Source organism: Vogesella lacus, from assembly GCF_979366295.1.
On sequence record NZ_CEETQT010000020.1, the window covers coordinates 1 to 15,740 of the forward strand.

General features: G+C 54.8%; 13 protein-coding genes and 3 tRNA genes. All 16 read right to left on the minus strand.

Annotated elements, in window-relative coordinates; all coding sequences use genetic code 11:
* A partial coding sequence (locus ACZ9W6_RS17355) for a GTP-binding protein (protein WP_465190462.1) occupies positions 1-202 on the minus strand: 202 nt, incomplete at its 3' end.
* 72 nt (positions 203-274) lie between these two features.
* Entirely contained in the window at positions 275-2,374 is a 2,100-nt protein-coding gene (gene fusA, locus ACZ9W6_RS17360) for an elongation factor G (RefSeq protein WP_465192449.1), read from the minus strand.
* Between the two features lie 27 nt (positions 2,375-2,401).
* Positions 2,402-2,872, minus strand: coding sequence for a 30S ribosomal protein S7 (gene rpsG / locus ACZ9W6_RS17365; protein ID WP_465192450.1), 471 nt, complete (start codon positions 2,870-2,872; stop codon positions 2,402-2,404).
* Positions 2,873-2,970: 98 nt separating this feature from the next.
* Positions 2,971-3,342 carry a 30S ribosomal protein S12 gene (rpsL, locus tag ACZ9W6_RS17370; protein ID WP_465192451.1) on the minus strand — a complete coding sequence of 124 codons (372 nt, stop codon included), beginning with the start codon at positions 3,340-3,342 and terminating at the stop codon, positions 2,971-2,973.
* 155 nt (positions 3,343-3,497) lie between these two features.
* On the minus strand, positions 3,498-7,691 hold the full coding sequence (gene rpoC, locus ACZ9W6_RS17375; protein WP_465192452.1) for a DNA-directed RNA polymerase subunit beta': 4,194 nt from the start codon (positions 7,689-7,691) through the stop codon (positions 3,498-3,500).
* A gap of 58 nt (positions 7,692-7,749) precedes the next feature.
* Entirely contained in the window at positions 7,750-11,925 is a 4,176-nt protein-coding gene (gene rpoB / locus ACZ9W6_RS17380; protein ID WP_465192453.1) for a DNA-directed RNA polymerase subunit beta, read from the minus strand.
* Positions 11,926-12,072: 147 nt separating this feature from the next.
* The gene (gene rplL / locus ACZ9W6_RS17385; protein ID WP_465192454.1) at positions 12,073-12,444 is read right to left on the minus strand and encodes a 50S ribosomal protein L7/L12; all 372 of its coding nucleotides are present in this window, start codon (positions 12,442-12,444) and stop codon (positions 12,073-12,075) included.
* Between the two features lie 36 nt (positions 12,445-12,480).
* A complete protein-coding gene (rplJ, locus tag ACZ9W6_RS17390) occupies positions 12,481-12,978 on the minus strand; it encodes a 50S ribosomal protein L10 (protein ID WP_465192455.1) in 498 nt (165 codons plus the stop codon).
* An 84-nt stretch (positions 12,979-13,062) separates the two neighbouring features.
* Positions 13,063-13,137, minus strand: a tRNA-Thr gene (locus tag ACZ9W6_RS17395).
* A 121-nt stretch (positions 13,138-13,258) separates the two neighbouring features.
* Positions 13,259-13,333: transfer RNA gene (locus ACZ9W6_RS17400), tRNA-Thr, on the minus strand.
* A gap of 16 nt (positions 13,334-13,349) precedes the next feature.
* Entirely contained in the window at positions 13,350-14,045 is a 696-nt protein-coding gene (gene rplA, locus ACZ9W6_RS17405) for a 50S ribosomal protein L1 (protein WP_465192456.1), read from the minus strand.
* Positions 14,046-14,477: a 50S ribosomal protein L11 gene (gene rplK / locus ACZ9W6_RS17410; protein WP_465192457.1), complete on the minus strand. Its 432-nt coding sequence runs from the start codon at positions 14,475-14,477 to the stop codon at positions 14,046-14,048.
* Between the two features lie 94 nt (positions 14,478-14,571).
* Positions 14,572-15,105 (minus strand): transcription termination/antitermination protein NusG, encoded by a 534-nt coding sequence (gene nusG / locus ACZ9W6_RS17415; RefSeq protein WP_465192458.1) that lies wholly within the window; start codon positions 15,103-15,105, stop codon positions 14,572-14,574.
* 1 nt (position 15,106) lies between these two features.
* Positions 15,107-15,460, minus strand: a complete 354-nt coding sequence (gene secE, locus ACZ9W6_RS17420; RefSeq protein ID WP_465192459.1) for a preprotein translocase subunit SecE — start codon at positions 15,458-15,460, stop codon at positions 15,107-15,109.
* 67 nt (positions 15,461-15,527) lie between these two features.
* Positions 15,528-15,603 (minus strand) — tRNA-Trp (locus tag ACZ9W6_RS17425).
* Positions 15,604-15,613: 10 nt separating this feature from the next.
* Positions 15,614-15,740, minus strand: a 127-nt coding sequence (locus ACZ9W6_RS17430; RefSeq protein WP_465192286.1) for an EF-Tu C-terminal domain-related protein, incomplete at its 5' end; no start/stop codon positions are given.

Sequence of the window (15,740 nt, forward strand, 5' to 3'; positions counted from 1 at the left end):
CGTGAGCGGTATTAATGGTAATACCACGTGCTTTTTCTTCTGGCGCGCTGTCGATCTGGGAGTAGTCCTTAGCTTCGCCACCGAACTTCTTGGACAGAATGGTGGTGATAGCTGCGGTCAGAGTGGTCTTACCGTGGTCAACGTGACCGATAGTACCAACGTTTACGTGCGGCTTGGTCCGCTCAAACTTTTCTTTTGCCATTTTGCAAATTTCCTTAATTAAAGAACGTACAGTTCGAAGGTTGGCCGCATGCGGCCAACCTCAACGCGCAGATTACTTACGGGCAGTCATTACTGCATCAGCAATATGCTTCGGCGCTTCAGAGTAGTGCTTGAACTCCATGGAGTAGGTAGCACGGCCCTGAGTAGCGGAACGCAGATCAGTGGAGTAACCGAACATTTCTGCCAGCGGCACTTCGGCCTTGATCTTCTTGCCGCCGATGCCATCATCGTCCATACCCTGAACGATACCGCGACGACGGTTCAGGTCACCCATCACATCGCCCATGTACTCTTCAGGAGTTTCGACTTCAACAGCCATCATCGGCTCGAGAATGCATGGACCCGCACGACGCATTGCTTCTTTGAAAGCAATGGAGCCGGCCAGTTCGAACGCGATCTGCGAGGAGTCAACATCGTGGTAGGAACCGAAGGTCAGACGCACAGTCACGTCAACCACCGGGAAGCCTGCCAGGATACCGCTGTTCAGGGTGTTACGAATACCCTTGTCAACGGAAGGGATGAATTCACGAGGAATCACACCACCCTTGATCTCGTCAAAGAACTTGTAGCCCTGGCCTTCGCCGGACGGTTCCAGAGTGATCGTACAATCACCGTACTGACCCTTACCACCGGACTGCTTGGCATGCTTACCCTGCACGTCGGTAACGGTCTTGGTGATGGTTTCACGGTAGGCAACCTGAGGAGCACCAACGTTGGCCTCAACGCCGAATTCACGACGCATGCGATCAACAATAATCTCCAGGTGCAGCTCACCCATACCGGAAATAATGGTCTGACCGGATTCTTCGTCAGTACGTACGCGGAAGGAAGGATCTTCCTTCGCCAGACGATTCAGGGCAACGCCCATCTTTTCCTGGTCAGCCTTGGTCTTAGGCTCAACAGCAACGTGAATTACCGGATCAGGGAATACCATGCGCTCGAGCACCAGCGGAGCATCAACAGCACACAGGGTCTCACCAGTAGTCACCTCCTTCAGGCCGATACCGGCGGCGATATCGCCCGCGCGAACTTCGGTGATTTCCTGACGGTCGTTGGCGTGCATCTGTACGATACGGCCGATACGCTCTTTCTTGCCTTTTACCGAGTTCAGCACGGAGTCACCGGAGTTAACCACGCCAGAGTAAACACGGAAGAAGGTCAGCTGACCAACATACGGGTCGTTCATCAGCTTGAATGCCAGAGCGGAGAACGGAGCCTCGTCGGAAGCTTCACGGGTAGTCGGGGTACCATCTTCGTTCTCACCCGGAACTGGAGGTACGTCCAGCGGGCTAGGCAGCAGCTCGATTACCGCGTCCAGCATACGCTGAACACCCTTGTTCTTGAAGGCGGAACCACACAGCATAGGCTGGATTTCGCACTTCAGGGTACGCTCACGCAGACCCTTGATGATTTCCTCTTCGGAGAGCTCGCCCTCTTCCAGGTACTTGTTCATCATGTCTTCGGTAGCTTCGGCAGCAGCTTCGACCATCTTTTCGCGCCACTCTTCAGCAACGGAAACCAGATCAGCCGGGATATCGCCGTACTCGAACTTCATACCCTGGGAAGCTTCGTCCCAGATGATGGCCTTCATCTTCAGCAGATCAACAACACCGGTAAAGGTGTCTTCTGCACCGATAGGCACAACGATAGGCACCGGATTACCACGCAGACGGGTCTTAACCTGCTCTACCGCACGGAAGAAGTTGGCACCTTGACGGTCCATCTTGTTCACGAAGGCCAGACGTGGCACGCCGTACTTGTTAGCCTGACGCCATACAGTCTCGGACTGAGGCTGTACACCACCTACCGCGCAGTAAACCATTACGGCGCCATCCAGAACACGCATGGAACGTTCAACTTCGATAGTGAAGTCAACGTGACCCGGGGTGTCGATGATGTTGAAGCGATGCTCAGGGAACTGCAGCGCCATACCTTTCCAAAAGGTAGTGGTCGCAGCAGAAGTAATGGTAATACCACGCTCCTGCTCTTGCTCCATCCAGTCCATGGTGGCAGCGCCGTCATGAACTTCACCGATCTTGTGGTTTACACCGGTGTAGAACAGGATGCGTTCGGTAGTAGTCGTCTTACCGGCATCAATGTGAGCGGAAATACCGATATTACGGTAACGCTCAATAGGAGTCTTTCTAGCCATGGCCAGAATCCTTTCACAGGACGAGGATTAGAAGCGGAAGTGCGAGAATGCCTTGTTGGCTTCGGCCATGCGGTGAACTTCATCACGCTTCTTCATGGCACCACCACGACCCTCGGCCGCATCAATCAGCTCACCTGCCAGGCGCAGATCCATGGACTTTTCGCCACGCTTGCGGGCAGCATCGCGCAACCAGCGCATTGCCAAGGCCAGACGACGGGAAGGACGTACTTCAACCGGAACTTGATAGTTAGCACCACCTACACGGCGGCTCTTAACTTCCACGATCGGCTTGGCATTGGAAATGGCAGTATTGAAAACCTCGATGGCGCTCTTGCCGGTTTTCTTTTCGATCTGCGCGAGGGCGCCGTAAATGATACGCTCGGCTACAGCCTTCTTGCCGTCGATCATTACAACGTTCATGAATTTGGTCAGATCTTGGCTACCGAACTTTGGATCCGGCAGAATATCGCGCTTAGGTACTTCTCTGCGTCTTGGCATTTCAATTCCTTCAAACTATTCAGTTGAGCTTTTTGCTCGCGACTACTCAATGGAGCAGCCACTTACTCGACGGCAGCTGCCGCCGCGGACATCCTAAATTACTTAGGACGCTTGGCACCGTACTTGGAACGAGCCTGCTTACGATCTTTAACGCCAGCAGTATCCAGGGAGCCACGAACGGTGTGGTAACGCACACCTGGCAAGTCTTTTACACGACCACCACGGATCAGCACTACGGAGTGTTCCTGCAGGTTGTGGCCTTCACCACCGATGTAGGAAATCACTTCGAAACCGTTGGTCAGGCGCACTTTGCACACCTTACGCAGAGCGGAGTTAGGCTTCTTCGGAGTAGTGGTGTAAACACGGGTGCACACGCCACGCTTCTGCGGGCAGGCTTCCAGTGCTGGTACCTTGCTCTTCGACACAACAGGCTGGCGGCCCTTGCGCACGAGTTGGTTAATGGTTGGCATTACTATCAGTTCCTAGTTGATTCTCACGGCAGCACCATACCACCGAGAGGACTGTGGATTATATTTTGGTCAATTGCCAGCGTCAATAAAATAACGCTGCACATCCAATGTTAACCATTGAATGTGCAGCGTTTTTTACATCAGCTCAAGACAGCTCAGATTTCGCTATCGCTACTCTCTTGCACTACCTCGGCTTCCAGTTGCTCGGAAACAGCCTCGAGACCTTCATTCTGACGACGACGGTTACGATGGTAAGCCAAGCCGGTACCTGCCGGGATCAGACGACCAACGATCACGTTCTCTTTCAGGCCGCGCAGATCATCTTTCTTGCCCATGATTGCCGCTTCAGTCAGAACGCGGGTTGTTTCCTGGAAGGAAGCCGCGGAGATGAAGGAGTCAGTCGACAGCGACGCCTTGGTAATACCCAGCAGTACGTTGTCGTACTGAGCAGGCATCTTGCCTTCGGCAATCATGCGGTCATTGGTTTCCAGCACCTCGGCACGCTCGACCTGCTCACCGATAATGAAGTCGGTATCACCGTTATCGGTAATCACCACACGACGCAGCATCTGGCGAACAATCACCTCGATGTGCTTGTCGTTAATCTTCACACCCTGCAAGCGGTAAACTTCCTGGACTTCCTGGCTGATGTAACGGGCCAGCGCCTCGATACCCTGCAGACGCAGAATGTCGTGCGGATCAACCGGGCCGTCAACAATCACTTCACCACGGTTTACAACCTGACCGTCGTGCACCAGCACGTGCTTGTCTTTCGGAATCAGGCTCTCGTGAGCATAGCCGTCCAGATCGGTAATGATCAGACGCTGCTTGCCTTTGGTGTCCTTACCGAAGGAAACGGTACCAGTCACCTCAGCCAGCATACCGGCGTCTTTCGGCGAACGCGCTTCGAACAGTTCGGCTACACGTGGCAGACCACCAGTAATGTCACGGGTCTTGGACGATTCTTGTGGAATACGTGCCAGCACTTCACCCTTACCCACTTCCTGACCATCACGAACGGTAATAACCGCACCGACCTGGAAGGTAATGGATACCGATGCATCGGAACCAGCCAGCTTCACTTCATTACCGTTGTCATCCAGCAGCTTCACCAATGGGCGCAGCATCTTGGACTGGGCGGTAGAACGACGTTTGGCATCGATGACAACCAGTGTCGACAGACCGGTTACTTCGTCAGTCTGCTTGGCAACAGTTACACCTTCTTCGACGTTCTCGAACTTCACGCGACCAGCGTATTCGGTAATGATCGGACGGGTGTGCGGATCCCAGGTCGCCAGAACTGCACCGGCCTTGACGGTCAGACCATCCTGAACCATCAGGGTCGCGCCGTATGGCACCTTGTGACGCTCACGCTCGCGGCCAACGTCATCGTGAATCACGACTTCGCCGGAACGGGTAATCACGATCAGCTCACCTTTGCTGTTCGCAACATAACGCATCTGGCTGGAGAAGCGTACAGTACCGTTGGACTTGGTTTCCACCTGGCTGGCAGCAGCATTTCGCGATGCCGCACCACCGATGTGGAAGGTACGCATGGTCAGCTGGGTACCCGGCTCACCAATCGACTGCGCTGCGATAACACCTACAGCTTCGCCGGCATTCACACGCTTGCCGCGTGCCAGATCGCGACCGTAACACTGAGCGCACAGACCGTAGCGGGTATCGCAAGTGATGGCAGTACGCACTTTCACTTCGTCGATACCACGTGCATCGATCAGGTCAACCAGGCTCTCGTCCAGCAGGGTGCCGGCTTCGATTACGGTTTCATTGGTCGACGGGTCAATCACGTCAGTAGCCACGACACGACCCAGAATACGGTCACGCAGTGCCTCGATCACATCACCACCCTGTACGACAGCCTTCATGGCGAAGCCGTTGGAGGTACCGCAATCGTCTTCGATCACTACCAAATCCTGCGTCACGTCTACCAGACGACGAGTCAGGTAACCGGAGTTCGCGGTCTTCAGTGCCGTATCCGCCAGACCCTTACGGGCACCGTGCGTAGAAATAAAGTACTGAAGTACCGTCAGACCTTCACGGAAGTTCGCGGTAATCGGCGTTTCAATAATCGAACCGTCCGGCTTGGCCATCAGACCACGCATACCGGCCAGCTGTTTGATCTGTGCTGCGGAACCCCGCGCACCGGAGTCGGCCATCATGTAAATCGAGTTGAACGATTCCTGATCGACTTCCTTGCCTTCGCGGTCGATAACCTTCTGGGTGGACAGACCATCCATCATCGCCTTGGCGATCTTGTCGCCGGTGCGACCCCAGATATCGACTACCTTGTTGTAGCGCTCGCCCTGGGTAACCAGACCCTGACGGTACTGTTCTTCGATCTCCTTGACTTCGGCATTCGCCTCGCCAAGCAGCTCGGTCTTGCGTACCGGAATCAGCATGTCGTCTACACAGATCGAGATACCGCCACGAGTCGAGTAGGCAAAACCGGTGTACATCAGCTGGTCGGCAAAAATCACGGTGTCGCGGATGCCGCAACGACGGAAAGAGCCGTTGATCAGACGCGAGATTTCTTTCTTCTTCAGCGCCTTGTTGATGTACTCGAACGGCAGACCCTTAGGCAGGATTTCCGACAGGATGGCGCGGCCAACCGTGGTCTGATGACGCACGATACGTGGCACGAATTCACCCTGCTCGTCCTTGTCCCACTCAGTCAGACGCACGGTAATACGGGTAGCCAGCTCGACCTGACGAGTCTCGTAGGCACGATGAACTTCAGAAGTGTTGGCAAATACCATGCCCTCACCCTTGCCATTCACCTTGTCGCGGGTCATGTAGTACAGACCCAGTACGATATCCTGCGATGGAACGATGATAGGCTCACCGTTGGCAGGAGACAGTACGTTGTTGGTTGCCAGCATCAGGGTGCGGGCTTCCATCTGCGCTTCCAGCGACAGCGGCACGTGAACGGCCATCTGGTCACCGTCGAAGTCGGCGTTAAATGCCGCACAAACCAGCGGATGCAGCTGGATGGCCTTGCCTTCGATCAGCAGTGGTTCGAATGCCTGGATACCCAGACGGTGCAGCGTCGGCGCACGGTTCAGCAGAACCGGATGCTCGCGAATCACGTCTTCGAGGATGTCCCATACTTCCGGCACTTCCTGCTCTACCAGCTTCTTGGCCGCCTTGATGGTGGAGGCGAGACCCAGCACTTCCAGCTTGTGGAAGATGAAAGGCTTGAACAGCTCCAAAGCCATTTTTTTCGGCAGACCGCACTGATGCAGACGCAGGGTCGGGCCTACGGTAATCACGGAACGACCGGAGTAGTCCACGCGCTTACCCAGCAGGTTCTGACGGAAACGACCGCCCTTACCCTTGATCATGTCGGCCAACGACTTCAACGGACGCTTGTTGGCGCCGGTCATTGCCTTGCCGCGACGACCGTTGTCCAGCAGCGAATCCACGGCTTCCTGCAGCATGCGCTTTTCGTTACGCACGATGATGTCAGGGGCACGCAGCTCCAACAGACGCTTCAGACGGTTGTTACGGTTGATCACGCGGCGATACAGATCGTTCAGATCGGAGGTCGCGAAGCGGCCACCATCCAGCGGTACCAGCGGACGCAGTTCTGGCGGCAGTACCGGCAGCACTTCCATGATCATCCACTCCGGCTTCATGCCGGAACGCTGGAAGGCCTCAAGCACTTTCAGGCGCTTGGCGATCTTCTTGATCTTGGTGTCGGAGCTGGTCGACTGCAGTTCGCTGCGCAGGGTTTCGATTTCATTGGCCAGATCCAGACGCTTCAGCAGTTCACGAACCGCCTCGGCACCCATCATGGCAACGAATTCTTCGCCGTACTCGTCCAGCTTGTCGAGGTAGTCTTCTTCCGACAGCAACTGGCGTGGCTGCAGGCTGGTCAGACCAGGCTCGGTCACCACGAATGCTTCGAAGTACAGCACGCGCTCGATGTCACGCAGGGTCATGTCCAGCACCATACCCAGACGGGATGGCAGGGACTTCAGGAACCAGATGTGAGCAGTCGGGCTGGCCAGTTCGATGTGGCCCATGCGTTCACGACGAACCTTGGACAAGGTCACTTCCACGCCGCACTTCTCGCAGATCACGCCGCGATGCTTCAGACGCTTGTACTTGCCGCACAAGCATTCGTAATCCTTCACCGGGCCGAAAATGCGCGCGCAGAACAGACCGTCGCGTTCCGGCTTGAAGGTACGATAGTTGATGGTTTCAGGCTTTTTTACTTCACCGAACGACCAGGAACGGATCTTGTCCGGGGAGGCGATGCCGATTTTAATCGCATCAAACTCTTCTTCTTGCGTAACTTGCTTAAAGAGATCGAGCAGAGCTTTCATTGCGTCTCCATTCAGGAGATTGCTGCGGCCAACGTTGGCCGCAGGCAATCTTGCCTAATTAATAACGTTCCAGGTCGATGTCCAGACCCAGCGAGCGGATTTCCTTAACGAGTACGTTGAAGGATTCCGGCATGCCGGCATCAATCTTGTGTTCGCCCTTGACGATGTTTTCGTAGATCTTGGTACGACCGGTCACATCGTCAGACTTCACGGTCAGCATTTCCTGCAGGGTGTAGGCGGCACCGTATGCCTCAAGTGCCCAAACCTCCATCTCACCGAAACGCTGGCCACCGAACTGCGCCTTACCACCCAGCGGCTGCTGGGTAACCAGCGAGTATGGACCGGTGGAACGGGCGTGCATCTTGTCATCAACCAGGTGATGCAGCTTCAGGTAGTGCATCACACCCACGGTGACCTTGCGATCGAAGGCTTCGCCGGAGCGGCCATCGTACAGGGTCATCTGGGTCTTGCTTTCGTTGAAGCCCAGCTGAGCGGTGTGCTCGTCATCGGTCGGGTAAGCCAGATCCAGCATCTGACGGATCTCGGACTCTTTGGCACCGTCAAATACCGGTGTCGCAAACGGCATACCCTTGCGCAGGTTATTCGCCAGCACTTCGATTTCGTCGTCGCTCATGGCGGCGATTTCTTCAACCTTGCCAGTATCGTTATAGATGCGCTCGATGTAGGCACGCAGATCGGCAACAGACTTCTGCTGCTTCAGCATGCGGTCGATACGCTCGCCGATACCCTTGGCAGCCCAACCCAGATGCACTTCCAGAATCTGACCGATGTTCATACGCGACGGTACGCCCAGCGGGTTCAGCACGATGTCTACCGGACGACCGTCAGCCATGTAAGGCATATCTTCTACCGGCAGGATGCGCGATACCACACCCTTGTTACCGTGACGACCGGCCATCTTGTCACCAGCCTGCAGACGACGCTTCACGGCGATATACACCTTGACCATCTTCTGTACGCCCGGTGGAAGCTCGTCGCCCTGGGTCAGTTTGCGCTTCTTGTCTTCGAATTTCAGATCGAATTCTTCACGCTTCTGAGACAGGCTTTCCTTGATCAGTTCCAGCTGCTTGGCGATGTCTTCATCAGCCATGCGGATGTCGAACCAGTCATGCTTGGATGGCAGGCCATCCAGGTAAGCCAGATCAATCTCGGTGCCCTTGGCCAGACGCTTAGGACCACCGTTGGCAACCTTGCCCAGAATCAGACGCTCGATACGGCTGAAGGCATCATTGTCAAAAATACGCAGCTGGTCGTTCAGGTCGAGACGATAGCGCTTCAGTTCGGCATCAATGATGGACTGGGCACGCTTGTCGCGGTCGATACCTTCGCGGGTGAACACCTGTACGTCAATCACGGTACCAACCATGCCGGTCGGTACGCGCAACGAGGTGTCCTTCACATCGGAGGCCTTCTCGCCGAAGATCGCACGCAGCAGTTTTTCTTCCGGCGTCAGCTGGGTTTCACCCTTAGGCGTAACCTTGCCGACCAGTACGTCACCGGCTGTCACTTCTGCACCGATGTAAACGATACCGGAGTCATCCAGACGGTTAGCCATGCGCTCGGACAGATTCGGAATATCACGGGTGATTTCTTCCGGTCCCAGCTTGGTATCACGGGCAACTACCGACAGTTCTTCGATATGGATCGAGGTATAGCGATCGTTGGCTACTACCTTCTCAGAGATCAGAATCGAGTCCTCGAAGTTGTAGCCGTTCCATGGCATGAAGGCGATGGTCATGTTCTGACCCAGCGCCAATTCACCCATATCGGTCGACGCACCGTCAGCCACCACATCACCGCGAGCGATCTTGTCGCCAACTTCCACTACCGGACGCTGGTTGATGTTGGTGTTCTGGTTGGAACGGGTGAACTTGGTCAGGTTGTAGATATCCACACCGACTTCACCGGCCAACGCTTCTTCGTCGTTAACACGTACAACCACACGGTTGGCATCAACGTAGTCAACCACGCCGCCACGACGGGCAACAACGGTGGTGCCGGAGTCGGTCGCTACCGCGCGCTCGATACCGGTACCCACGAATGGCTTTTCCGGACGCAGACACGGTACGGCCTGACGTTGCATGTTGGCGCCCATCAAGGCACGGTTCGCATCGTCATGCTCCAGGAACGGAATCAGCGAAGCCGCAACGGATACCACCTGACCGGTTGCCACGTCCATGTACTGCACGCGATCCGGCGTCGACAGGATGGTCTCGCCCTTTTCACGGCAGGTCACCAGCTCGTCAATCAGATTGCCCAGCTCATCCAGCTCGGCGTTGGCCTGAGCAATGATGTAACGGCCTTCTTCGATCGCCGACAGGTAATCGATCTCGTTGGTTACCTTGCCGTCAATTACCTTGCGGTACGGGGTTTCCAGGAAACCGAACTCGTTGGTACGTGCGTACACGGACAGCGAGTTGATCAGACCGATGTTCGGGCCTTCCGGCGTTTCGATCGGGCACACGCGACCGTAGTGGGTCGGATGTACGTCTCGTACTTCAAAGCCTGCGCGCTCGCGAGTCAGACCGCCTGGGCCAAGTGCCGATACACGGCGCTTGTGCGTCACTTCGGACAGCGGGTTGGTCTGGTCCATAAACTGGGACAACTGGCTGGAGCCGAAGAATTCCTTGATCGCGGCCGATACCGGCTTGGCATTGATCAGGTCATGCGGCATCAGGTTGTCGGATTCAGCCTGGTTCAGACGCTCTTTCACGGCACGCTCGACACGTACCAGACCGGCGCGGAACTGGTTCTCGGCCAATTCACCTACCGAGCGTACGCGACGGTTACCCAGGTGATCGATATCGTCCACTTCGCCACGGCCGTTACGCAGTTCAACCAGAATAGCGATAACCGATACGATGTCTTCGGTCGACAGTACGCCATCAGTCCCGTCACGACGGTGCGCGAAGGACTCGGACAGCATGGTCTTGAACCACTCCGGCGACTTGTCGTCCAGCTTGTACTGGTAAGTGCGGGTGTTGAACTTCATGCGGCCAACGCGGGACAGATCGTAGCTGTCTTCGGCGAAGAACAGGCGCTGGAACAGTTGCTCGACAGCATCTTCGGTTGGCGGCTCGCCTGGGCGCATCATGCGGTAGATCGCAACTCGTGCCTGCAGCTGGTCAGTGGTGTCATCAGTACGCAGGGTGTGAGCAATGTAGCCGCCCTGATCCAGATCGTTGATGTACAGCACTTCAACTTGCGCTACATCATGGATGTCCAGCTTGGCCAGCAGGTCGTCGGTGATTTCTTCGTTGGCGCGAGCCAGCACTTCACCGGTTTCCGGATTGACGACATTCTTGGCCAGGATCTTGCCAACCAGCACGTCAAATGGCACTTCGATACGGTCAAGGTTGGCCGCAGCGATATCACGGATATGCTTGGCAGTAATACGCTTGTCTTTGGCAACGATCAGCTTGCCATCAGCAGAAACGATGTCGAACTTGGCAACTTCGCCCTTCAGACGATCAGCCACGACTTTCATGTGCACGCCATCGCCACCCAGATAGAAGGTGTCGAAGCTGTGGAAGTCAGACAGGATGCGCTCGTTGGTGTAACCCAGTGCCTTCAGCAGGATGGATACCGGCATCTTGCGGCGACGGTCGATACGGAAGAACAGCTGATCCTTGGCATCGAACTCGAAGTCCAGCCAGGAGCCGCGGTAAGGAATCACGCGGGCAGAGAACAGCAGCTTGCCGGAAGAGTGCGTCTTGCCGCGGTCGTGCTCGAAGAACACGCCTGGCGAGCGGTGCAGCTGGGAAACGATGACACGCTCGGTACCGTTGATGATGAAGGAACCGTTGTTGGTCATCAGCGGGATTTCGCCCATGTACACTTCGTTCTCGCGAACTTCCTTCACCAGCGGCTTGGAAGATTCACGATCCAGAATAGTCAGGCGGATACGCGCACGCAGCGGCGAAGCATAGGTGATGCCGCGCAGCTGGCATTCCTGAACGTCAAATGGCGGGTCGCCGAGCACGTAATGCACGAAATCCAGACGTGCAAAGCCGTTATGGCTGACGATAGGGAAAATCGATTTGAACGCTGTCTGCAGACCTACATCTTTTCGCTGATCGTACGGCACACCCAACTGGAGGAACTCAGTGTACGAATCAATCTGCGTTGCCAAAAGGAATGGGACGTCGAGAACAGTTTGACGCTTCGCAAAGCTTTTACGAATACGCTTTTTCTCAGTAAACGAATAACTCATAGAGTCTCCATTGTGGGGGGTGGCGCAAGTAACCAAACGTCAGCAGCCACAAAGCTGAATGCTGACCTTTAATTACTCGTCAGAGGTATACAAGCGCAACAAGGCTGGCGGATTTCTCCACCAGCCTCACTAATCTTCAGAAGAAGATTATTTTACTTCAGCCTTAGCACCAGCTTCGGTCAGTTGCTTGGCAACATCTTCGGCTTCAGCCTTGGATACAGCCTCTTTAACTGCCTTAGGAGCGCCGTCAACCAGATCCTTGGCTTCTTTCAGGCCCAGACCGGTGATAGCACGTACAACCTTGATCACGTTAACCTTGTTTTCGCCAGCGGCGGTCAGGATTACGTCGAACTCGGTCTTCTCTTCAGCGGCAGCAGCGCCAGCGCCAGCTGGGCCAGCAACTGCAACAGCAGCAGCGGATACGCCGAACTTCTCTTCGAACGCCTTAACGAGGTCGTTCAGTTCCATAACGGTCAGACCAGCAACTGCGTCGAGGATATCTTCTTTGGTGATAGCCATTTGTAAAACTCCTGAATACGATTTGAATCGAATAAATTAAGCGGCTTCGGCTTGCTTCTTCTCTGCCAGAGCGGCCAGAGCGCGAGCAAAACCGGACACCGGAGCCTGCATAACGTAGAGCAGCTTGGACAGCAGCTCTTCGCGGCTCGGGATGGAAGCCAGTTCGGCTACTTCAGCGGCATTCAATGCCTTGCCGTCGTAGGAACCTGCCTTGATGACAATCTTGTTGTCTTCTTTGGCAAACTGGTGCAGCACCTTGGCAGCAGCTACCGGGTCAGCGGACACAGCGTAAACCAGTGGACCAACCATTTGGTCGGCCAGCGATTCAAACTGGGTGCCAGCTACGGCGCGACGTACCAGAGTGTTCTTCAGAACACGCAGGTACACGCCGTTCTCACGCGCCTTGGCGCGGAGTTTGGTCATGCTGCTAACCTCGATGCCCCGATATTCGGCGATAACGAGAGTCTGGGCATCTGCCAGTTGGGCAGATACTTCAGCGACAACCGCCTTCTTATCTTCAATATTGAGACTCAAGGTCCACCTCCTAGACTGAAATGAGACAGGACTATCCTGCCTCGCTTTGCAGCGGCGACCTGATCAGGAGACAAAACAAACGGATGGTGCTCATGGGCAGAATTGAACTGCCGACCTCTCCCTTACCAAGGGAGTGCTCTACCCCTGAGCTACATGAGCCTATTCGTTGAAAAGCCTTCTAAGGGTACACCATCTGCGTAGGCTACTCTTGCGAGCATTAAGACAAGCGCCTACGGTCTTTGACAATCTGGTGGAGCGAACTCCACCAGCCCAAAGCCATTGGTGCCCATGGGCAGAATTGAACTGCCGACCTCTCCCTTACCAAGGGAGTGCTCTACCCCTGAGCTACATGGGCCAAGCTACTCCGGCAATTAAGCCTGAGCAGCAGCTACATCTACGCGTACGCCAACACCCATGGTGCTGGATACAGCGATTTTCTTCAGGTATTGACCCTTGGCAGCAGCCGGCTTGGCCTTAACCAGGGCATCAACCAGCGCAGCAAAGTTTTCACGCAGGGCTTCAACTTCGAAAGAAGCGCGGCCGATAGTAGCGTGAATGATACCTGCCTTGTCAGTACGGTACTGAACCTGACCAGCCTTGGCGTTCTTCACAGCCTCAGCAACGTTAGGAGTAACGGTACCAACCTTCGGGTTCGGCATCAGGCCACGCGGACCCAGGATCTGGCCCAGCTGACCCACAACGCGCATTGCATCCGGGGAAGCAATAACTACGTCGAAGTTCAGATTACCAGCCTTAACCTGCTCAGCAAGATCATCGAAGCCAACTACGTCAGCGCCGGCAGCCTTGGCAGCCTCAGCGTTAGCGCCTTGCGCAAACACGGCTACACGTACGGACTTACCAGTACCACGTGGCAGAACGACTGCACCACGAACAACCTGGTCGGATTTACGTGGATCAACGCCCAGATTTACGGAAATATCGATCGACTCGTCGAACTTGGCAGTAGCAGCTTGCTTTACCAGATTCAGAGCTTCTTCAACTGCATACAGCTTATTGCGATCAACAGTGGCCTTCAGAGCCTGAACGCGCTTGGAAAACTTAGCCATTTACACGCCCTCCACTTCCAGACCCATGGAGCGGGCGGAACCAGCAATAGTACGAACAGCAGCATCCAGATCGGCAGCAGTCAGATCTTTTTGCTTGGTCTTGGCGATTTCTTCCAGCTGGGCACGAGTTACCTTGCCAACCTTGTCAACATGCGCCTTGGCCGAACCAGACTTGATGCCAGCAGCCTTCTTCAGCAAGAAGGTCGCCGGAGGCGTCTTCATTACGAAAGTGAAAGACTTGTCTGCATAAGCAGTGATCACAACCGGAATTGGCATGCCTGGCTCAAAACCTTGAGTCTGAGCATTGAAAGCCTTGCAGAATTCCATGATGTTCAGACCGCGCTGACCCAGCGCAGGACCGATAGGAGGCGACGGGTTGGCTTTGCCGGCAGCAACCTGCAGCTTGATATAGCCAATAATCTTCTTAGCCACGATTTAAGCTCCGTGTATGGGTTCAACGCGGAATTCTCCGCTCCCCAAGTGAGAAAGGAGCGGAATTATACCCGCCCCACGAAAAAACAACAAGTTATAATTTCTCAACCTGGTTGAAATCAAGCTCAACCGGTGTATCGCGGCCAAAAATCTGCACAGAAACGCGCAGTTTGTTCCGCTCGTAATTCACTTCATCAACAGAACCATTGAAATCGTTGAATGGGCCATCAGTAACACGCACCTTTTCACCAACCTCAAACAGCACTTTAGGCTTGGGCTTCTCAACGCCCTCCTGCATCTGCTGCATGATGGACTCGACCTCACGCACAGAAATCGGAGCAGGACGATTCGCCGTACCACCCACAAAACCGGTGACCTTTGGCGTACTCTTCACCAAATGCCAAGTCTCGTCAGTCATTTCCATCTCGACAAGAACATAGCCCGGAAAGAATTTGCGCTCAGTAATAGAGCGTCGACCATTCTTGATATCGACAACCTCTTCAACCGGCACCAAAACCTGGCCAAACATATCCTGCAAGCCATCGCGCTCGATACGCTCTTTCAAAGCGCGCTGCACACTCTTCTCAAAACCTGAGTACGCGTGCACTACATACCAACGTTTAGCCATGTCAGCCTCTCTTCAACAATACGTCATAGAACAACCACGACAGCGACGCATCCACCACCCACATGAAAAGCGACAGCACCAGCACAAACAAGAAAACCATCAGCGTCATCTGCGTCGCTTCTTTGCGATTTGGCCACACAACCTTCTTGGCCTCAACCACAGACTCTTGCGCATAAACCACAAAATTCTTGCCAGGCGAAGACAACCAGACCACACCCGCTGCAACAATCAGCGCCACCACAAATAGCAGCACTCGCAGCACCTGCTGATCTGCCGGCAACGCATAAAAGCCGGCAACGCCCGCAATCAGAACACCAATTGCAGCGCCCAGCTTGAGCTTATCTTGCATTTCCATGTGTCATTCCATCAGTTTCATGCGACAAAAAGACTAACCGGCGCTTATAGCGCCGGTTAGTCTTAATTGGCAGGCCAGGAGGGTCTCGAACCCCCAACCCTCGGTTTTGGAGACCGATACTCTACCAATTGAGCTACTGGCCTAAAACCTTACTTAAGCGATGATCTTGGCAACGACGCCAGCACCAACGGTACGACCACCTTCGCGAATCGCGAAGCGCAGACCATCTTCCATGGCGATCGGAGCGATCAGTTCAACAGTGATCTCTACGTTGTCGCCT